A 20,456-nucleotide genomic window follows, 5' to 3' on the forward strand; every position below is an offset into this window, starting at 1 on the left:
CAGTAGCGTGATGTGCGTTAACCCTTCGTTTTCAGTAGGCTGCAGAGAGTTGCTGAAGCGAGATGTTCGGCGCGGTGGTTGCGGGTGCGTTTTACGGTCGGGATTCCGCGCTATATTAGATTTATTGTGTTCAGTCTTGGACCAAAATCGAATATGCAAAGCTCGTGGAGAGTCTTCCTCGCGCTGCTTTGTGTGTTGCTGGTTTTGGCGACTGGGTCGATTCAGGCTGTTCACTCCCATCCAGTTGGCGAGATCTCGCATGCGGATTGCGCGCTCTGCGTAACTGCGCATGTCGCTGTTGAGGTTGCTCAACCACCGGTGACACTCGCTGTCGCCTCCGTCGTATCTGCTATTGAGGTCTTTGAACCGCCAACGCGGATGAAGACCTTTTTTACGTTTGCACTCTACACCCGACCACCGCCTGTTGACTCTGTTCTCGCTTAGAACGGTGTCAAAAAAATCAGGTTGAAACTTAAGGGGGTTGTGTATGCACACGTCAATACGACGGGTCATCTTCGCACTATTTGCAGTTGTTTTCTTTGTTCTCGGTAGTACGGGTCTGTGGTCGCAGTCTGCTGGAAATGCAGGCACTGTTGTTGGCACAGTCACGGACGCAACGGGCGCCATCGTGCCGGGGGCTACTGTCTCGATTGAGAATCCGGTCAGCGGTTATAGCCGGGTCACTACGACGGATAGTTCGGGGCATTATCAGTTCACGAATCTGCCGCTGAATCCTTATCATTTAGTGGTTTCGCTGACGGGGTTTGCTTCCTCGACGCAGGATGTTCAGGTCAGGTCGTTTGTGCCGATCACTGTGAAGACCGCGCTGATGATTGGGGCGACCTCAACGGTCGTGAATGTGACGGGAAGCGATCTGGTGGAGAACGATTCGACTTTTCATACCGACGTGGATCGTGGGTTGTTCGATAAGCTGCCGCTGGAGAGCCAGTCGTCTTCGCTGAGCTCGCTCGTGACGTTGTCGTCGCCTGGAGTTGCGGCAGACTCGAATGGTCTGTTCCACGGGCTTGGCGACCATGCGTCGAATTCCTTTTCGATCGATGGCCAACCGATCACGGATCAGCAGAGCAAGGTCTTTTCGAATCAGATTCCTTCGAACTCAATCCAGTCGATTGAGGTGATCTCGGGAGCGCCGCCGGCGGAGTTTGGCGGTAAGACGAGTTTGGTGATCGAGGTGACGACGCGGTCGGGATTAGGGGTGAGGAAGCCAACCGGTAGCGTGACGACGTCTTATGGGACGTTTGGGTCGGCGACGGGTGGAGTTGATTTGAGTTACGGCGGAGAGAAGTGGGGGAATTTTATTGAGGTCGATGGTCTGAATACGGGGCGCTTTCTCGATCCTCCGGAGTTTACGGTCTTCCACGATAAGGGCAACGAGGCTAATGTGTTCGATCGCATTGATCGGCAGCTTACGCCTCTCGATTCGATCCATTTGAACCTGAACTACAGTCGTTCGTGGTTTCAGACGCCTAACGCGTTCGACAATCTGAATGTACAGAACGTGATTAGCGGCGGTGGGGGAGCGAATCCTATCTTTGGGAATGTTGGTAATACGGACCAGCGGTCGAAGATCGGAACCTTTGATATCGCGCCAACCTATACGCGAACGATTGGGGCGAACTCAGTCTTCAATTTTGGTCCTTATATTCGTAAGGATCAGTATGACTACTATCCGAGCGGAAATCCGCTGGCCGATCTCGGGCCACCCAATCTGCAGAACCAGACGATTTCGCAGACACGATCGCTGACGAATGCTGGTGTGCATACAGACTTTTCGTATGTGAAGGGGATTAATAACATCAAGGTTGGCGCCAACTACTCGCAGACTTTTCTGCGTGAGAGCGACACGCTAGGTGTTGTCGCAAATACGTTCAACTCGCCGTGTACGGATGGCGCGGCGAATCCTGTGAATGGATTTAGCGATCCGTCGCAGTGCGCGGCGGCGGGGTTGTTTCCGAACAATGGCATGCTGGCCAAGACGCTGGGATCTTCAACGCCTGCCTTTAATCCGGTTCTGCTGCCGTTCGATTTGACTCGTGGCGGTGGGCAGTTCAACTTCATCGGCCGGACCGATGTGAAGGAACTCGCTTTGTATGTTGAGGACCAGATCAAGGCGGGTAACTGGCTCTTCAATGTTGGTATTCGCGGCGATCTTTATAACGGGTTGACGGTTGCGCGTCAGGCGGAGCCTCGCGTGGGCTTAGCTTATAGCGTGAAGCCGACTAATACGGTTCTGCGTTTGTCGTATGCGAGAACGCTGGAGACTCCGTTCAATGAAAACCTAGTGCTTTCCAGTCAAGGATGTCTGAACGACGTACTTAATCCACTGCTGGCTTGTCAGGGTGGAAACGGCAATCTCGCTCCCGGCTACCGAAATGAGTTCCATGCCGGATTGCAACAGGCATTCGGCAAGAATCTCGTGATCAGCGGGGATTACATCTGGAAGTACACACACAATGCCTTCGATTTCAGTGTGCTTGGAAACACGCCGATTACGTTCCCGATTGACTGGCATAACTCGAAGATCCCGGGCTTTGCTTTGCGAGCAGATGTCCCTAACTTTCACAACTTTTCAGCGTTTGTTGTGATGTCTTCGGTGGCGGCACGATTCTTTCCGCCGCAGGTTGCCGGTGCAGGCGCTACGGTTGGTGGCAGCGGGTTTCCTTTCCGCATCGACCATGATGAGCGCTATAACCAGACGACGCATCTGCAGTATCAGATCCCCGGCAAGCGTAGCCCGTGGGTCGGGTTCAACTGGCGGTTTGATAGCGGTCTGACTGCGGGTTCTGTGCCTTGCTACAACGTGACCGATCCGAACAGTTTGTGCAATCCGGCGAACGGTGGACCGTCAATCACGATCAACGGACAACCGGGGATTGATCTGAGTGGTTTGACGCCTGATCAGCAGTTTCAGGCTGGGCTGACTTGCAACGGTGTGAAGGCTACTCCGTTTGTCGGAATACCTGGTAATCAGTGCCTGGCTTCGCAGCTCACTTCGACGCTGGTATCGATTCCCGCACCTGGAACCGAAAACGACGACAAGAATCCTCCTAGAATTCAGGAACGCAGTTTGTTTGATGCCTCAGTTGGTCAGGATAATCTGTTCAACGGCGATAAGAACAAGTGGAGTCTTCGTCTGACGGGTGTCAACATCACCAACAAGTACGCGCTTTATAACTTCCTCTCAACCTTCAGCGGTACGCACTATGTAACACCGCGTGCTTTGACGGCAGAGCTTGGTTTTCACTTCTAGAGGGGACTATTAAAAAGCTGATGGGCAGTGGGGATGATTCCACTGCCCATTTTTTGTTGCGAAGGATTTACGCGGGTTGTTCTTCTGCGGCTTGTAACTTCGATTGCTTCTCGAGATCTTTGAGGGTTTCTTTGCTCAAGGCTTTTTCGTGCAGGAGGAGTTCGGCCGCCCGGACGCGAGGTGTGCCGTGGAACCACTCCTGCACGATGTTGTTTTTGAGCAGGTTGGTGACGGCGAGAAGGCACATACCCTGATGGTGCGCCATCCACGAGCGAACGAGTTCGGGTTGATTGCCCTGGGTGTAGTCGGCTGCTTCGTAGAAGCCATAGGCTCCAGTCCAGTCCATGGATGCCATGCGTCGAAGGTTGGTGATGGCGTCTTTGCGAAGAAGAGGGAGCGCGAGAAAGCTGGAGTAGGGCGAGATGACAGGGCCGTCTTCGGCTCCGTACTTCAGTGCGAGTTTTGGGATGCCCCAGGCCTGATAGCCGTATCGGCCCTGAGGATCTTTTTTGGAGAAGCCGGATTCTGAGATTCCCCAGGGGATGTTGTGGACGTGGTCTTTTTGAATGCGGACGGCGGATTCGAGAGAGCGCGCGATGAGAGTGTCGGGAAAGGTGCGCATCCAGAGGGAGGGCATCATGTATTCGAACATGGTTCCGGTCCAGGAGAGGAGAGCGGCGCGTCCGTTGACGAGGACGTGGGAGCGGTCGAGGCGGAACCAGGATTGCTGAGGGATGTCGCCTTTTGCGACGGCGATGAAAGATGCGATGCGAGCCTCGGAGGCGAGGAGATCGTAACAGGCGGAGTGGAGCTCGTGGGTGATGCCGTCGTAGCCAATGGAGAGGAGTTGGCGGGATTCGACGAGGAGGAAGCCGTACTCCATGGCGTCGGCGTGGCGCTCGGCCTCAGCTGCGATTTTGGTCAAGTCGGCTTTCAGTTGGGCGAGACATCTCTTGGCGGTGGAGAGCAGGGCGAGAAGTTCGGCTGCGGCGGGGGCGAGCGTGGAGCCGCTGGGAATGTCGCGTGATGCACCGGAGAGTTTCGATTCCAACTCGGTGACGTAGTCGACTGCGTCGAGGAGGGTGGGAATTGTTTTGTGCTCGGAGCCGTCGAGTTGGGGTGGGGCGAAGAGGCCGTCGAACTGGGGAAGCAGCCAGGGGGTGTACTGCTCGGCGAAGACCGACAGCGCGGTGAGACGGTTGGAAACCTCGTTGGTGAACCAGTCGTCGCTGTTCGTGTTTGGAGTTTGGGGGATAGATCGAAGATGCGATCTCACTGCTCTTGCTGGGGATTCTGCGGGCGCGAGAGTGGGCGTCGCTGTTGCTTTGACGGAGGGGTGTTGCATCTGTTTCAGGGTTGCGAAGGTTTCGGGGTCGAGAAGAGGGCGCTTGAGGAGATCGAGCGCGCCTGTGCGCAGCGTGTAGAGGGAGGCAGCGAGGTTGCCGCTGTCGACTGCGGAGACGATGAGTGGTGGGATGGGACGGAGGGTTTCGATGTCGTACCAGTTGTAGATGTGGCCGAGCTGTTTTTCGAGGCGGTCGTAGGTGTTGAGGGTGCCTAGGGTGGCTTGGGCGAACTCGGGCAAGGTTATGAAGCCGAACTCGTAGGCGGCTTGGCGGGCGTTGAAGAGCATGCCTAGGTTTGTGGGGGAGAGCTTGCGGATTTGAAGAGTGTTTTGTTCTTCGACGTTGTCGGGGATGAGCCAGTGATTTTTCTCGTCGCCGAAGTCGTGGAAGTATCGCCAGATGTGAAGCGCCTGCTGCTGCAGGAAGTGAGTATCTTCTGAAGTGAGAGGACCTTCTTCGCGGGTAGCCGGTGAGTTGAGCCAGATGGCGACGAGAGGTGCGATGGCCCAGAGGATGAGGACAGGCCCGGCTGCGAAAAGGGACCGAAGATTGTGGAATGCCAACGCGATTGCTATGAGTACGGCTGCGACGGGAGAGAGCTGGAGGTAGATGTCGAGTGGTGTTCGGGATTTTCCTGATTCGGCTTGCGCTGCTGTCTCCCACTCGAGCATATGTTTGCCGGATACCAAGGTCCGGCTCAGAGAGCGGACGATGGCATCGAGGGAGAGGAACATGTGGTGAGGCAGGAAGGTGAGGTTCAGCATGGTGAAGCCGAAGTTGGCACCGAAGGTGATGAAGCCTTCGCGTGCGCCGACGAAGCTGAGTTTGGCAAGAGCGCGGCCGAGGTTGAAGGCTAGTTGAACCAGGACGGGGAGGAGGAGAAGGACGACACCGGCCATGGTCCAGTAGAGCGCGCCGCCGGGGAGGATGAACCAGCCGAGGAGGAAGAGGAGGAAGGTGACGGGTTCGACGAGGCTGCGACGGAGGTTGTCGAAGATCTTCCAGCGCGAGATGGTGTTGATGGGATTGGGAACGGATTTGCCGGATTCGTCGGGGACATTGGCGAAGAGCCAGCGGGCGATCTGCCAGTCGCCGCGCACCCAGCGATGTTTGCGGCGGGTGTGGGCGGAGTAGTGCGAGGGGTAGTCGTCGATGATTTCGATGTCGGTGACGAGGCCGGCGCGTGCGTAGGAGCCTTCGATGAGATCGTGAGAGAGGAGAGCGTTGCGGGGGAAGCGGCGGTCAAGAACTTCGTGAAGAATGGCGACCTCGTAGATGCCTTTGCCTGCGAAGCTGCCTTCGCCGAAGAGGTCCTGATAGACGTCGGAGACGGCGCGGGTGTAGATGTCGAAGCCGGTTTCGCCGGAGTAGAGTGACGCGAGGCGGGAGCGCGATGCGGAGGAGACGCTGACGCCTACGCGTGGCTGGAGGATGCCGTATCCCTGGGTGACGATGCGAGAGCGTGGGTTGACGATCGCCTGATTAAGCGGGTGCGCCATGGTGCCGACCATGCGGGCGGCGGTGCCGCGGGGGAGTTGGGTGTCGGAGTCGAGCGTAATGACGTAGCGGACGTGCTGCAGGGCATCGAGTGGGCCGGCTTTGAGGGGGAAGCTGTCGAATTGGTTGAGTAAGAATTTGTTGAGGTCGAGGAGCTTGCCGCGTTTGCGCTCCCATCCCATCCAGACGCCCTGGCGGGAGTTGAAGACTCGGTAGCGGTGGAGGAGGAAGAAGGCTCCACCTTTTGTGCGGGGGTACTTTGCGTTGAGATGTTCGACACAGTCGACCGCTAGCTTGGCCAGTGGGTTGGAGTCTTCGTCGAGTGGGCGAGCTTTGGTGTCGGGCAGGTCTGTGAGTAGGCCGAAGTGGATGTTGGGGTCTTGATTGGAGAGGTAGCGGGCTTCGAGTTCGTCGAAGAGTTCGCGGACCTGGATCTCGCTGAGCAGGAGTGTGGGCACGACGACGAGGGTGATCGCATCGTCTGGGACGCCCTTCGAGAGATCGATCTTTGGGAGAGACTGGGCGCTCATCAATGCGGTGACGGTGTTGTTGACGAGGTCGACGCCGCCCTGGGTCGCGGGAAGGAGCGCGAGCAGGAGGGTACCTATGATCGGCCAGAAGGCGTGGTGAGGGACGAGCGGCGCGATGATGGCGACGATGAGAAGGCAGGAGAGCGTAAAGATGCCGAGGATGTAGAAGTCTTCGTTGAAGCGGCGGATGAAGGTGCGGGTGCGTTCGATGAAGGGCGGATGGAATCCAATGCGACGGCTCAGGGCGGGGAAGCCTTCGGCGAAGAGGTAGTAGCCGATGTGCCTTGTGCGCATGGCGAGGCGGGGATCGGGATCAGAGGTTGCAAAGGCTTCGCGTGCGAGTTTAAGGGCGATCTGCGCGGTCTCGACTTCGCTGGCGTCGGCGTGGTGTGCGAGTTCAGCGACTCGCATGTGGTAGTTGTGGCGGGTCTCGTCTTCCATGTGAGCGAAGACGTCTGCTGGATCCTGACGAAGGATCGAGTCGAAGGCGATGAGAGGCTCGAGCACGTTGCGCCACTCGAACTGATTGAGGCGTCGCATGCTGTGGAGGATGGCGGAGAAGGGAGACTGCTCGATGGGCGGGAGCGGGCCGGCAGCGAAGGCCTCTTCGGCGCGGTCGAGAATGTATTCAAGCTGGGCGAGCTTGAGGGCCTGTGGGAGTACGGTGATCTCTTCAAGAAGGAGCGCGTCGCGCTGCTGGGCCTGCTGGACGTAGACGGTGAGTGACTCGTCGGACCAGATGCCTTTTGCTGCGACGAGATATCCCTCGGTGAGGTTGATGGCTCGCGGCAGCTCCTCGTCTTGATTGACTCTGACGTGAGGAAGAGTTGAGAAGGTTTCGGCGGTGTTGTCTCCGGCAATGAGCGCGGACTCGAGCATGCGGGTGCTCTCGAGGAGTTCGAGCTCGGGGGTGAGCTCGTGAATGGAGGCGGTTTTGCGGCAGGTGCGCAGGACCTCGGCGAGTCGCTGCTTGAGTCTGGTGAGGCGTGTTGCGAGTCCGGTGGATTTTGCGCTAGCCGGAACCATCTCCCATTGATGACTCAGGGCGTTGGCGCGCTCTCTCAGCTCCTCGTCTGAGACCGATGGTCTTTCGGGCAGGCCTGCGGTTGGCATCTCCAATGCCGGAGCAGTGGGTGGTAATGCGTGTTCTGCAGTGAGCGGATTCTCTGATGATGGTGCCATGGAACCTTTCTCGTGTTGTTCTGCTACTGTGGCGAATGCTGTTGTTTGAATATGTTGATGCTGATTGTGATGCCGTGTTGAGCCTACCTGTAGCTTGCGGCCTGCATCTCAAACATGCTCGCATAGAGCCCATTTTTGTCTATGAGCTGTTGGTGGTTGCCTTCTTCAATCAGTCGACCGCCGGAGAGTACGACGATGCGGTCGGCCATACGTACGGTAGAGAACCGATGCGAGATCAGCAGGGCCATCTTTCCTTGAGTCAGTTCGGCGAAGCGCTCGAAGACTTCGAGTTCGCTGCGTGCGTCGAGGGCGGCGGTGGGTTCGTCGAGGATGAGGAGCTGGGCGTCGCGGAGGTAGGCGCGGGCGAGGGCTATCTTTTGCCACTCTCCGCCGGAGAGCTCGACTCCACCTTCGAAGCGGCGGCCAAGCATCTGATCGTAGCCGCCGGCTAGCTTCGCTACGACGGTATCGGCGAGGCTTTTGTGGGCGGCGACTTCGATGTCGCTGTCTTCATAGGGCTGATCGACTCGGCCGACGCCGATGTTTTCGCGCGCGGTCATCTCGAAGCGCATGAAGTCCTGGAAGATGACTCCGATGTGGCGGTGGAGATCTTCGAGGACGTACTCACGGAGGTCGATGCCGTCGAGTAGAATCTGGCCTTCGGTTGGATCGTACAGGCGGGTGATGAGTTTGACGACGGTGGTCTTGCCCTGGCCGTTTTCGCCGATGAGCGCGATTCTTTCTCCGGGCGAGAGGGTGAGGTTGAAGTTTTTGAGGACGGTTCGATTGGTGCCGGGATAGGTGAAGGAGACGTTGCGGAACTCGAAGCCGCGTCGGATTGGAACTGGAGCGGGAAGGCCGTCGGGTTTAGAGAGGACGGTTGGCTTCATGTCGAAGAAGGCGATGAGGTCGGTGAGGAAGAGCGCCTGATCGGCGATGCCGGAGGCAGTGGAGAAGACCTGCTGGAGGTTGGAGCTGGCTTGCTGGATGGCGGTTGTGAGGAAGCCGAATTCACCGATGTTGTAGGCGCCGTGGAGGGTGCGCCAGATGACGTAGACGTAGGCTCCGTAGTACCCGAGCGTGCCGATGACGCCGAGCAGACCGCCGACGATGAGCTTCGACCGTGAAAGGGTGACATCTTCCAGATAGATCTGGTTGGCGAGTGTTTGAAATCTATCTGTAAAGAATTTGTTCAGGCCGAAGAGCTTTACTTCTTTTGCGCCTTCGCGGCTTCCGGCTACCTGGCGAAGGTAGTCCATCTGACGCTTGGCGGGAGTCTGGCGGAAGTTTTTAGCGTAGCCGAGGAAGGCGTAGTGGGTCTCGCCGAGGAAGGAGGGGAGAACGCCGAGAGCTAGGAGTAGAACAAGCCACGGCGACGCCAGGGCTAATGCGGCGGAAAATGAGAGGGTTGTGATGATCTGCGTGACGAGGCGGCCCAGCTGTTGAATCATCGCGAGGCGATCTGTGGCCTGGACACGGGCGCGTTCGAGGCGATCGTAGAAGACAGGATCTTCGTAGGTGGTGAGGTCGAGACGAGCGGCCTGCTCCATGACGCGGACGCTGACGTACTGGGTGTAGCGGTTAGCGAGGAGCGAGTCCGAGTAGTCGATGGCTCGGGTGATGAGGCCGAGGGAGACGTTGAGAGCGACTTCGGCGATGACGAGCTTCCAGAAGTTGGGCGCGAGGGCGTGGCCGCGGATAACTTCTGCGATGTCGTTCAAGATGTAGGCGGCTATCTTTGCGATGCCAAAGGGAAGAGTGGCGACGATGACGCGGAGAAAGAGCCCCCAGGTTACGACGGCGCGTCCTGATTCCCAAAGGATACGCAGGACCGCAGGCATGTTTCGGAGGGCACTGATCCGATCACGCCATGGACTCGCAGCATTCACACGGTCTTTCAAATCGCTCCTAGAGTGAGACTGCAAAAGAGTAAGTATCAGTCACATAGAAGATATGTCTGCGTTAAGTGGATGCAGTAAAGCTAACAGGTGTTGGATACTTCGTGGGTAAGTGATTACGTGGCGACTGTTTGTCTTAGGTGCATCGCGCGGTGGAGCGACGCGGTTTGACCGACTTGTCGGAAGAGAGAGCTAGTGCTTGCTGGAGGCTGCTTGCGAAGATGCCTCTTTCGACAGTTCGAATGCTTTTTTTGAGTGCTCGTGGGCTTGCTGGGAGAGCTCGTGGGCGGTGAGATGGTCGCCTTTGCCGTGGGCGGTGGCTGCGGCAGCGTGGGCGTGGGCGGCTTTGTTGTGATATTCGGCGGCGCGGTCGTGCGGGCTTTGCGGCATGGTGGTGCTCCTTCTTTGGTTGGATGCGGATGCTGGGTGTCGGGAGATTTCGGTTGAGGCTTAGTTTTTTGGAGGGGTGGGGGTGCTGGGCGTGAGCCAGGGCTTTGGGCGGGTGATCCAGAGGAGGGGCTGGCGGATGGGGAAGGTGCGCTGGAGTTCTTGGTTGGGTGGGTCGGGGGGGAGGGTCTTCCAGAGGGTGGCGTACTCGGGTCGGTCGTAGGCGCGGGCGGCGAAGAGGAGGCTGGGTGGGCGGATGGGGAGTGAGCTGAAGTAGGTGGCGTCGGCTCGGTAGGGCCAGGTGCCGCGGTTGAGGAAGTATGGATAGAGGCGGGCGATGACGGTGTGCATGCCGGGGCCGTCTTGCAGTTCGTAGTCCCAGACACTCTCGAAGCGGGTGGAGAGGAGGAGGCAGATGGCGGCGAGCATGTCCAAGTTGAAGAGGGTGTTGCGGTAGGGGTTTGGGGTGGTGAGTTCGTGGGGGAAGGTGCCGTCGGCGACGATCTGGGCGCGGAGGGTGGAGGTTTTGTACTGGTGGCGGAGGGTGGTGAGGGGGCGGTCGTCTTTGGGCTCGGTGAGGTGGGCGATGGCTGCGGCCTGGAGGAGCCAAGAGGTTCCGAGGTGGCTCTTGGTGTCGCGGGCAAGGCCGGCGAGGCGTGAGGTGTTGAGCCAGTCGAAGTAGTCGGTGAACCACTTCGTTAGGGTGGTGAGTTCTTCGGGCGTGAGAGCTTCGGAGTTGATGAGGAAGGGGAGGGATTGGACTACTTCGGCGAGGTGGACGGCCTCGACGACGCCTTCGGGGCGTCCGTTTTTTGCAGAGGGGATGGTCTGGCCGTATTGGATGCTGGGGGTCATGCTGGTGGCGGGGTCGATGAACCAGGCGCGGAGGTGGGCGGCTGCGTGTTGGGCGTAGCGGGTGTCGCTGGTGAGGAGGTAGGCGGCGGCTAGGGCGGGGACGTAGAGGCCGAGGTTGAGCAGGGCGTCGCGGTGGGCGGCGAAGGCGTCGGGGTTGGGGGCGGTGTCGGCGTGCTGGACCCATGGGGCGTTGGGGTTGGCGGGGTCGGGGAAGTGATCTTCGGCTTCGGAGTAGAAGTCGTGGGGGGTGCCGGGGCTGCGAGGAGCGGGAAGGGTGGTGAGGGGGGCGGGCGGCTGGGTGAGGTAGCGGTTGGCCTGGGCGAGGATGCGGTCGTGGTCGATGGCGGCGACGTCGGGGCGGGCGGTGGGTTGGGTTGGGGCTTTTGTTTGGGCGTGGAGGAGGCGAGGGGTGAGGAGGAGGGTGGCGGCCTGGGTGCAGAAGATGCGACGGGTGAAAGCCATTTTGTTTAGACCCTCTTCAGCTATTTTCAAAAGCCTGTTCGGCGGAAGGTTAGCATGAAGGTCCGTGACCTCTTCGGTAGGGTCCCCCCTCCCACTCGGGGGGTATCTTGCGCGTAACTTTATTTTTATCAATGGCTTGCGGACGGTATGTGTCTGCAAAATATTGTAAATAAATGGGTTGTGTGCAAAATACTTTGAATCAATGAGTTAGCGGCACCAGAAAGCCCCGACTTGAGCCGGGGCTTTTTGTGTTCCTGGTTCTATTGTAGCTGGTGGAAGGGAACTGATACGCCACGCGAATGTTCTTGTCTGGCGCGGGGATTTACGGTTTTGGGACTTGACAGGATTTTAGATGGCTTCGGGTTTGAGGACCAGATTTTGACCCTCGCCACTGGCTCTGGTTGTCAGAGAGCGGTTTTTGTCTTCGATGCGGCCGAAGGTGCTGACCAGGAGCCGGACCATCTTGGCGCCGGCGCCGGTGACTGCGGTGGGGATGTCGGAGGAGTCGTTGGTGACGGCCAGCGACTGATGGCGTTTAGGACGAACTTCAAGGCGGCAGCGTTTGTCTTGCGCTCCTGATTTGTCTCCGTTTTCGTCGCTGAGATGGACCTCAACGCGGGTAATTTCATCTTTGAATCGATCGAGGATCCGTTTGAGGTCGGAATCGATCAGGTTGGAGAGTTTGCTATGCATGGAGATGTTTTTATCGCTGCTGATCTGAATCTGCATTCGTTAAACTCCTTCTCACTTACATTCACGATTAGACGCAGCAGATTGGCTTTAAGTGGCCGGTTTTTTTGCACAGGCATGGTCAGCGGTGGAGCGAACTCACTCCAGTGGCACTTTGGTGGCAACGAGCGTTAGACTTGACGATCTTGAAGATCCTCGCATCTCTGTAGTCGGCGGGAAGGACGTTTAAGGAGAGCGAGTGAGGTCGACCGCATGACCAGCGAGGCGAGGCACTATCGAATCGGAGATGTGACTGTCACGAAGATCCCGGAGGTGGAGCTTGCGAGCTTCAGCCTTGCAACTCTGTTGCCCGGGTTTCGCACTGAGGCGTTGAGGGAGTGTCCGGATGGAATTGCGCCGAGGTCGGGGCCGTCAGGACTGGAGAATATTGTTCTGAGCGTGCATACGTGGCTGGTGAAGACGCCTGAACATACGATCTTGATTGACACCGGAATTGGCAATGGAAAGAATCGTCCTTCCGCATCAATCTTTCATCAGCTTGATACTCCGTTTCTCGATCGGCTCGGGGATGAGGGTGTGGAACCAGAGGCAGTGGACTATGTGCTGTTGACGCATCTGCATGCGGATCATGTTGGGTGGAATACGCGATTGGATGAGGATGGGGTGTGGGTTCCTACGTTTCCGAATGCCACGTATATGTTTTCGGCGGTGGAACAGAGATATGGCGCGGGGCTGCACCATGAAGACGGTCGCGCGGAAGCGGTGCGATCGGCGGTGAATATGGGAACGCCGGTGCGTACTCCGACGCGGGGAACTTATCTCGACAGCGTGATGCCGATTCTCGAGGCTGGACGGGATGAGCTGATCAAAGTCGATGGAAGAGAAGTGCTCGACGGGATCTCGTTTGTTCCGACGCCGGGACACAGTATCGATCATGCTGCGATCGTTCTTCGGTCGAAGGGGGAAGAGGCTTTGTTCGGCGGCGATGTGCTGCATCATCCGGTTGAGATCTATCAGCCGGAGGTGGCTTCGATGTTTTGTGAGTTTCCGACGGAGTCTCGTGGCTCGCGATTGATCTTGCTGGATCGTGCGGCTGAGACCGGGGCTACTTATTTCAGCAGTCACTTTAGCGATAGCTCCGCTGGACGGATTACGCGGAAGGGAAGTAGTTATGGGTGGGAGTTTGTTTGAGTGGGGGTGAAGTTGGTGTAACGGCAGGTTTGCGATGTTAGAGAGCGGAACCGCGATCTCCGAGGAAAAGTCTCTGAGATCGCTGTTCCCTCAGCTTTACTGCAAACTTAGTTTGTTGATTTGAGCTGGTGTACGAGCTGGCTGAGATTTTCGACTGTTACCAGGTCCGTTAGTTTTCCTTCCTTGTCGAAGGTGAAGAACTCTGTACCGTCCACGCGAATGCTTTTGTTGGTCGCGGCGATGACGCCTTCGGGGGTGGGGAGATCGCCTTTTTGAGTACCTGTGATGATGAAGCGAATGGCGGCTGTATTGCCGTCGACGACGGTGGTTAGATCGGTGATCTTTACGTCAGGAAACGGTCCAACGAACCTGCCGATTCGACTCACGAAGGCAGCGCGGCCATTGACTTCAGTTCCGTTGGAGTTGACGCGGAGGTTTTCTGTCACAAGATCGCCGTTTTTGTTGAAGTCGCGGTTGTTGAAGTTTTTGTGGAACTGAGAGACGTTTTTGAGAACGAGCTTTTCGTAGGTGCTGTATTGGTGTGGCGTATGTCTCGGAGCGGTGCTCGCGTCTTGAGCGGCACCGGCTTGAGCGAAGCAGGCTCCCGAAGAGAGGAGTGTTCCGATCATCAGGGCTATTACGAATTTCTTCATGGTTGTTTGTCTCCTTGAACTGAGTTCTGTTTGGGTGAGTTGTGTACGGCTTATGATAAAAATTCGCTGGTGTGAATAGGTCTTGATTTGGTGCTGATTCGTCCGAAGATTCGCGGAGGGGGAGAGGCATGAAGCTGGATGTCATCGAGAGGCTTCTTGCGAACCTCGAAGTGGGAGTGGGAGCGTTTGCTTCGTGTGATATCCGACGAGGGCACCAACTTACTTTTGAAGCGCGTCCTGCTGCGGGGGTTCACTACTGCCTGACTGGCAAGGGTACTTTACGGATTCGAAACGGTAAGACAGTTGAGGTACGACAGCACAGCTTCGTTCTGCTGCCCCCCAATGTCATCTATAGCCTGGGGGCAAATGAGAAGGAGGAGAGCGACAGCGTGCCGCGTCGACGGCTCCGGGTGCCTTTGTTCAAGGAGAGCGTTCCGACGATTCGGGCAGGGGAGGGGGCGACTGGAATCGTCACGGTGTGTGGGGAGATTCGCTTCGAAGGCGTCGGCATACCGGGTTTTTTTGCTCAGCTGAGTGAACCGATGATTGAGCACTTTGATGGGCCGGATGGGTTGAGGGAGCAGTTCATTGTTCTTCTGGCGGAGTCTGCGCGGCCTCAATTCGGAACGCGGCCTTTGACGGAGGCGCTGTTGAAGCAGTGTTTGATCTTGCTCCTGCGGCGGAAGATTGAACGCGGCGCGCCTCCGCTGCCCTGGATAGCGGCACTGGCTGATAAGGGGCTATCCAAGGCGCTGCACGCAATTCTTCATCGTTACTCAGAGCCGTTTACTGTGGAGACGCTGGCATCGATTGCCGGGATGAGCCGCGCGTCTTTTGCGTCTCGCTTTACACGGGCCTTTGGCCAGACGCCAATTTGCCTGTTGAGGTCGGCGCGTCTTAGCCGTGCGAGGGAGCTTCTGGCTACGTCAGATGGGTCGATTGATCAGATTGCTCGCTGTGTCGGCTTTTCGAGCCGAAGCAGTTTCTCGCATGCGTTTCGGCAGGCGTACGAGATTGATCCGTCTGCGTTCCGTGCCAGTTCGCTGGTTGGAGCGGACTCGACCCTTTGATATCCGCTTTTGTTTGTGGACGAATTATGAGATCGCGGCGGTGACTAACGATTGGGCTTCGGTTTGGATTTGTTTGAGGTGGTCTTTGCCTTTGAAACTTTCGGCGTAGATTTTGTAGACGTCTTCGGTGCCGGAGGGGCGGGCGGCGAACCAGCCGTTTTCGGTGGTGACTTTGAGGCCGCCGATGGGAGCGTGGTTGCCGGGGGCTTCGGTGAGGATGGCGGTGATGGGCTCGCCTGCGAGTTGCTTGGCTGTGACTTGCGCGGGGGAGAGTTTGGCCAGTTTTGCTTTTTGATCTTTGGTGGCTGCGGCGTCGATGCGTTCGTAGACGGGGTCGCCATATTTGGCGGTGATTTCGGCGTAGAGCTGGCCGGGGTCTTTGCCGGTGCGGGCGGTCATCTCGGCGGCGAGGAGGCCGGGGATGAGGCCGTCTTTGTCGGTGGTCCAGACCTGGCCGTTGCGGCGGAGGAAGGTGGAGCCGGCGGACTCTTCGCCGACGAAGCCGAGGGTGCCGTCGATGAGGCCGTCGACGAACCACTTGAAGCCGACGGGGACTTCGAGCATGGGGCGCTTGAGGCCTTTGGCGACGCGGTCGATGATGGAGGAGGAGACGAGAGTTTTGCCGATGCCGACTTTGTCGGACCAGTCGTGGCGGCTGGTGAAGAGGTACTGGATGCAGACGGCGAGGTAGTGGTTGGGGTTGAGGAGGCCGGTGGTGCGGGTGACGACGCCGTGACGGTCGTGGTCAGTGTCGGCGGCGAAGGCTACGTCGTACTTTTCCTTGTTCGCGATCATGCTGGCCATGGCGTAGGGGCTGGAGCAGTCCATGCGGATGCGGCCGTCCCAGTCACAGGTCATGAAGCGGAAGGTGGCGTCGACGTTGGGGTTGAGGATTTGTAACGGTAGATGATACTTATCGGCGATGCGGGGCCAGTAGTGGACGCCGGCTCCGCCGAGCGGGTCGACGGCTAGCTTGAGGGTGGTGCCTTTGAGGCAGTCGAAGTCGATGACGTTGGCGAGGTCGTCGACGTAGGAGGTGATGTAGTCGTGGCGGTGGGTGGTCGATGCGTTGAGGGCTTTGGTGTAGGGGATTTTTTTTACGGCGGTTAGGCCCGCGGCGATGATTTCGTTGGCTCGGTTCTCGATCCACTTGGTGGCGGTGGTGTCGGCGGGGCCGCCGTTGGGTGGGTTGTACTTGAAGCCGCCGTCCTCGGGTGGGTTGTGGGATGGGGTGATGACGATGCCGTCGGATTGATGATCTTTGTGCTGGGCGTTGTAGGTGAGGATGGCGTGGGAGAGTACGGGGGTGGGGGTGTAGGCGAGGTCGGTGTCGACCATGACGTCGATGTTGTTGGCGGCGAGGACTTCGAGGGCGGTGGCGAAGGCGGGCTCGGAGAGGGCGTGGGTGTCCTGCGCCAGGAAGAGTGGGCCGGTGGTGTTTTGGTCGCGGCGGTAGTCGACGATGGCCTGGGTGATGGCGGCGATGTGGTCTTCGTTGAAGGCGGTTTTGAAGGCGCTGCCGCGGTGGCCGGAGGTGCCGAAGGCTACACGCTGCGCGGGGATGGCGGGGTCGGGATGGAGGGTGTAGTAGGCGGTGATGAGGCGGGAGAGATTGACCAGGTTGGCTGGGAGAGGAAGTTGGCCGGGCTGGTTGGGGGTCTGAGTTTGCTGGTTGCGCATGCCGTTGATGTACCTCTCTGGCGGGCTGGATTTGTTTATGACCTTTGCTTGCTGGTCTCAGCAACTATATGGGATGCGTGTAGTGTGGGAAATGAATGCCAGGCGGGCGGCTGGGAGGATTCGGGATGACACTGAAGTGGCAGGGGAAGGTGCTTGTGTTTTTGAGGTGGTTAGCCTAAAACGGGAATGATCCGTGTTGTGTGTTTTGATTTGGAACACTGCTGGGTTGCTTCTAGCTGCCTTTGACGTGCGCCGCTGAGTTTTGATCGTTGAACAATGGCTGGTTCTGTTGCGCAGAGGGCGCGCGGGGCCTGTCCATGAGGGGTTGGATGGGCCTGGTACGTCGGATTTTGCTGCATGGGGTTGGGCTTGCGGGGGTGTGGGCCGCGGCTCTGCCGGCGTTCGCGGTGGAGGCGACGTTGGTTGCGGACGCTCATGTGAACAGTGCGCGGACGGCGGTCAATAGTGGAACCATCTCGAATTTGAATGTGGGCGGCGGGTATACGTCGCTGCTGCAGTTTGATCTGTCGACGCTGCCGGCGGGGACTACGGCGGCTCAGGTGTCGCGGGCGACGCTGAGGCTGTATTGCAACCGGATGAATACTGCGGGGTCGGTGAGTGTGCAGCCGGTGAATGGGAGTTGGGGGGAGTACAGCGTGACTTATGCGACGCTGCCAGCGCTGGGGAGTGCGGCGCAGACGGTGTCGGTGGGGCAGGCTGGGGCTTATGTTGCCGTGGATGTGACGGGGCTGGTGCAGGGATGGATTAGTTCTCCGTCGACCAATAACGGGGTGGCTCTGACGGCGGGGGCGGCGGTGTTGCAGTTCGATAGCAAAGAGAATGACCTGACGGGGCATGCGGCTGTGCTGGACGTGGCGCTGGCTTCGACAAGCGGGACTGGGGCTACGGGACCTGCGGGGCCTCAAGGGCCGGCTGGACCTGCGGGGCCTGCTGGCGCGACGGGCCCGGTTGGACCTGCGGGGGCGCCTGGGTTGAGCTTCCAAGGAGCTTATGCGGCGGGGTCGACGTATGCGCTGAATGATGTGGTGACGTATCAGGGTTCGAGTTTTGTTTCGTTGACGGGGGGAAATCGGGGGAATACGCCGGGTGTGGCGGCGCAGTGGTCGGTGCTGGCGCAGGGTGGTACGGGTACGGGGTCTGGGAGTGGTACGGGTGGGTTGGCGTATCAGGGGACTTACGCTTCGGCGACGAACTATGCGCTGAATGATGTGGTGACGTATCAGGGGTCGAGCTATGTTTCGTTGATTGTGGCGAACCATGGGAATACTCCGGGGTTGAGTCCGGGGGAGTGGGGTGTGCTGGCGCTGGGGGCGGTGGGGATTCAGGGGCCCGCGGGTGCCACTGGAGCGCAGGGGCCGCCGGGATTGACTGGCCCACCTGGACCCACGGGGGCAGCGGGGCCAACGGGGGCTACTGGAGCGGCGGGTGCGCCGGGGCTGCCGGGGTTGGTGTACCAGGGGAACTACGCTTCGACGACGAACTATGCGCTGGGAGATGTGGTGCTGTCGCAGGGAGCGAGCTTCGTTTCGCTGCTGAATGGGAATCATGGGAATACGCCGAGCTCGAGTCCGGGGCAGTGGGGTGTGCTGACGGCACAGGGACCTGCGGGAGCCACAGGAGCGCAGGGGCCGCAGGGGGTTGCGGGGCCGCAGGGATTGCCGGGGTCGGTGGGGCCGAATGGGCCGCCGGGACCTCAGGGATTGCAGGGGATTCCGGGGCAGGCGGGGGCGCAGGGGTTGACCGGAGCGACCGGGGCGCAGGGGTTGAGCGGGCCGATGGGTCCGCAGGGACCTGCCGGGCCGGTGGGGATGACGTTTCGGGGGGCTTATTCGTCGGCGGTGAGCTACGCGTTGGCGGACGGGGTGCTGTTCAATGGTTCGGCGTATGTGTCGTTGGTGGCGAATAACATTGGGAACACTCCTAGCTTGAATCCAGCACAGTGGTCTTTGTTTGCGACTGGGGCGCAGGGTGCTCAAGGGCCGGCTGGACCGGCTGGTCCACAGGGTTTGCAGGGGCCGGCGGGGGCTGCGGGTGCGGCGGGTCCGCAGGGGGCGACGGGAGCGACTGGGCCGCAGGGGCCTCCGGTGGCGAACTACACGGGGAACTATGTTTCTTCGACGAACTATGGGCTGCATGATGCGGTGAGCTTCAATGGTTCGACTTATGTTTCGCTAGTTGCAGGGAATGTTGGGAATACGCCTTCGCTGAGCCCGGGGCAGTGGGCGGTGTTGGCTGCGCAGGGAGTTGCTGGCCCGGCAGGTGCTGCAGGATCTGCCGGGCCGGTTGGTGCGACGGGAGCCGCGGGACCCGCTGGAGCAATGGGGCCGCAGGGGCCTCCGGTGAGCTTTTTGGGCGGATGGCTGGTGGGGACGAGCTATTCGGTTGGAAGTGCGGTGAGTTTTGGCGGGTCGAGCTATATTGCTCTGGTAGCGAATAGTGGGAGAGAGCCGGATGTTAGTCCGACTTTCTGGGGCGTGTTAGCGCAGGCTGGAGCGCAGGGACCGGTGGGTGCGACGGGGGCTACCGGCTTGCAGGGGCCGACTGGGTTTCCGGGCGCACAGGGTCCTGCCGGGCCGACGGGAGCTACGGGCGCGGCGGGAGCGACGGGTTTGACTGGGGCTACGGGGCCTGCCGGGCCACAAGGGGTTGCCGGACCGGCTGGAGTGGCAGGGCCGGCAGGGTTGGCTTATCGGGGAAGCTACTCTTCGAGCACGAACTATGGATTGAACGATGCAGTGAGCTTTTTGGGATCGAGTTACATCTCGCTAGTGGCGAGCAATCAGGGAAACGCTCCGAATGTAAGCCCGTCGGTGTGGGGGGTGCTTGCGGCGCAAGGTGCGGCTGGGGCTGCCGGAGCGACGGGTGCGACTGGAGCGCAGGGGACGCCGGGAGTGCAGGGGGCTCAGGGGGTTGCGGGTCCGGCTGGACCGGCGGGTGCAGTGGGAGTGACGTTTCGTGGGGCTTGGGGAGCTGCGGTTACTTATCACACGAATGACGTCGTGAGTTTTAACGGATCGACTTATCTGGCGACGACAGGGTCGATCGGTTCGGAGCCGGATATAACGCCTGCGTCTTGGGCGGTGCTGGCGCAGAACGGCAGCACAGGTGCTACGGGGCCTGCTGGTGCGGCGGCTTCAGTCAGCGTTGGGTCGGTGACGACAGGTGCGGCCGGGACTCAGGCCAGCGTGACGAACGTTGGAACGGGGAGCGCGGCGGTGCTGAACTTCACGATTCCGCAGGGCGCGGCGGGGGCGAACGGAACGGGAGGCGGTGGGGGTGGTGGAGGGACGAGTGGGATACCGTTTGCGTCGATTTTTCACTCGGTATCGTTCAATCTGCTGTTTCACTCCGTAAACAGTCCGGTGGATGCGACTACGGAGAGCGATTCGGTTCTGACCTGGGTTCCGGCGGGATGCACGGCTACGCAGCTGAGTGTGTTTTCGCGGCAGACGAATACGGTGAATGTGATTCTGCGGCAGGGGACGCCGGGGAATATGGCGAATACGTCGCTGGTTTGTACGGTGGCTCCTGGAGGAGCTTGTACGGAGAACGGGAATGTGGCGGTGGCGGCGGGAAACTTTGTGGACTTTACGGTGACGGGGGCTAGCGGGACGGCTTCGTCGATGTGGATGGCGTTGGCTTGTAATTGAGGTGGGTTGGCCTGCCGGCCGGGCCCACTACGCGTGGGGCGGTCACTTCGTGACTTGTGTACCTTTTTTTCTG

The 20,456-nt window shown here is 59.2% G+C and carries 12 protein-coding genes; 5 read left to right on the plus strand and 7 right to left on the minus strand.

Annotated elements, in window-relative coordinates:
• The first annotated feature begins 153 nt into the window (after positions 1-153).
• On the plus strand, positions 154-444 hold the full coding sequence (locus RBB76_RS18745) for a hypothetical protein (protein ID WP_429629213.1): 291 nt from the start codon (positions 154-156) through the stop codon (positions 442-444).
• Between the two features lie 43 nt (positions 445-487).
• Positions 488-3,271 carry a TonB-dependent receptor gene (locus tag RBB76_RS18750; protein ID WP_429629214.1) on the plus strand — a complete coding sequence of 928 codons (2,784 nt, stop codon included), beginning with the start codon at positions 488-490 and terminating at the stop codon, positions 3,269-3,271.
• A gap of 67 nt (positions 3,272-3,338) precedes the next feature.
• On the opposite strand, the gene RBB76_RS18755 is transcribed toward RBB76_RS18750, so the two are convergent.
• The 5 genes from RBB76_RS18755 to RBB76_RS18775 form a co-directional block, all read right to left on the minus strand.
• The gene (locus RBB76_RS18755; RefSeq protein ID WP_429629215.1) at positions 3,339-7,826 is read right to left on the minus strand and encodes a glucoamylase family protein; all 4,488 of its coding nucleotides are present in this window, start codon (positions 7,824-7,826) and stop codon (positions 3,339-3,341) included.
• An 83-nt stretch (positions 7,827-7,909) separates the two neighbouring features.
• On the minus strand, positions 7,910-9,727 hold the full coding sequence (locus tag RBB76_RS18760) for an ABC transporter ATP-binding protein (RefSeq protein ID WP_429629216.1): 1,818 nt from the start codon (positions 9,725-9,727) through the stop codon (positions 7,910-7,912).
• 189 nt (positions 9,728-9,916) lie between these two features.
• Positions 9,917-10,114, minus strand: coding sequence for a DUF1771 domain-containing protein (locus RBB76_RS18765; RefSeq protein ID WP_429629217.1), 198 nt, complete (start codon positions 10,112-10,114; stop codon positions 9,917-9,919).
• A 60-nt stretch (positions 10,115-10,174) separates the two neighbouring features.
• On the minus strand, positions 10,175-11,428 hold the full coding sequence (locus RBB76_RS18770; protein ID WP_429629218.1) for an alginate lyase family protein: 1,254 nt from the start codon (positions 11,426-11,428) through the stop codon (positions 10,175-10,177).
• Positions 11,429-11,776: 348 nt separating this feature from the next.
• Positions 11,777-12,157 carry an HPF/RaiA family ribosome-associated protein gene (locus RBB76_RS18775; protein ID WP_429629219.1) on the minus strand — a complete coding sequence of 127 codons (381 nt, stop codon included), beginning with the start codon at positions 12,155-12,157 and terminating at the stop codon, positions 11,777-11,779.
• Positions 12,158-12,370: 213 nt separating this feature from the next.
• Between RBB76_RS18775 and RBB76_RS18780 the strand changes: the two genes are divergently transcribed.
• A complete protein-coding gene (locus RBB76_RS18780) occupies positions 12,371-13,309 on the plus strand; it encodes an MBL fold metallo-hydrolase (protein ID WP_429629220.1) in 939 nt (312 codons plus the stop codon).
• 107 nt (positions 13,310-13,416) lie between these two features.
• Here RBB76_RS18780 and RBB76_RS18785 read toward each other — a convergent pair whose 3' ends face one another.
• The gene (locus tag RBB76_RS18785) at positions 13,417-13,962 is read right to left on the minus strand and encodes an ester cyclase (protein ID WP_429629221.1); all 546 of its coding nucleotides are present in this window, start codon (positions 13,960-13,962) and stop codon (positions 13,417-13,419) included.
• A gap of 128 nt (positions 13,963-14,090) precedes the next feature.
• Between RBB76_RS18785 and RBB76_RS18790 the strand changes: the two genes are divergently transcribed.
• Positions 14,091-15,032, plus strand: coding sequence for a helix-turn-helix domain-containing protein (locus tag RBB76_RS18790; RefSeq protein ID WP_429629222.1), 942 nt, complete (start codon positions 14,091-14,093; stop codon positions 15,030-15,032).
• Positions 15,033-15,056: 24 nt separating this feature from the next.
• Here RBB76_RS18790 and pgm read toward each other — a convergent pair whose 3' ends face one another.
• Positions 15,057-16,712 (minus strand): phosphoglucomutase (alpha-D-glucose-1,6-bisphosphate-dependent), encoded by a 1,656-nt coding sequence (gene pgm / locus RBB76_RS18795; RefSeq protein WP_429629223.1) that lies wholly within the window; start codon positions 16,710-16,712, stop codon positions 15,057-15,059.
• Positions 16,713-17,041: 329 nt separating this feature from the next.
• Between pgm and RBB76_RS18800 the strand changes: the two genes are divergently transcribed.
• On the plus strand, positions 17,042-20,383 hold the full coding sequence (locus tag RBB76_RS18800; protein ID WP_429629224.1) for a DNRLRE domain-containing protein: 3,342 nt from the start codon (positions 17,042-17,044) through the stop codon (positions 20,381-20,383).
• Positions 20,384-20,456 lie beyond the last annotated feature (73 nt).

Source organism: Tunturiibacter psychrotolerans (assembly GCF_051013365.1).
Classification (GTDB): Bacteria; Acidobacteriota; Terriglobia; order Terriglobales; family Acidobacteriaceae; genus Edaphobacter; species Edaphobacter psychrotolerans_A.

Coding starts and splice junctions, on each gene's coding strand:
- RBB76_RS18745 (WP_429629213.1), top strand. CDS start 154: ATGCAAAGCTCGTGGAGAGTCTTCCTCGCGCTGCTTTGTGTGTTGCTG.
- RBB76_RS18750 (WP_429629214.1), top strand. CDS start 488: ATGCACACGTCAATACGACGGGTCATCTTCGCACTATTTGCAGTTGTT.
- RBB76_RS18755 (WP_429629215.1), bottom strand. CDS start 7,826: ATGGCACCATCATCAGAGAATCCGCTCACTGCAGAACACGCATTACCA.
- RBB76_RS18765 (WP_429629217.1), bottom strand. CDS start 10,114: ATGCCGCAAAGCCCGCACGACCGCGCCGCCGAATATCACAACAAAGCC.
- RBB76_RS18770 (WP_429629218.1), bottom strand. CDS start 11,428: ATGGCTTTCACCCGTCGCATCTTCTGCACCCAGGCCGCCACCCTCCTC.
- RBB76_RS18775 (WP_429629219.1), bottom strand. CDS start 12,157: ATGCAGATTCAGATCAGCAGCGATAAAAACATCTCCATGCATAGCAAA.
- RBB76_RS18780 (WP_429629220.1), top strand. CDS start 12,371: ATGACCAGCGAGGCGAGGCACTATCGAATCGGAGATGTGACTGTCACG.
- RBB76_RS18785 (WP_429629221.1), bottom strand. CDS start 13,962: ATGAAGAAATTCGTAATAGCCCTGATGATCGGAACACTCCTCTCTTCG.
- RBB76_RS18790 (WP_429629222.1), top strand. CDS start 14,091: ATGAAGCTGGATGTCATCGAGAGGCTTCTTGCGAACCTCGAAGTGGGA.
- pgm (WP_429629223.1), bottom strand. CDS start 16,712: ATGCGCAACCAGCAAACTCAGACCCCCAACCAGCCCGGCCAACTTCCT.
- RBB76_RS18800 (WP_429629224.1), top strand. CDS start 17,042: ATGGGCCTGGTACGTCGGATTTTGCTGCATGGGGTTGGGCTTGCGGGG.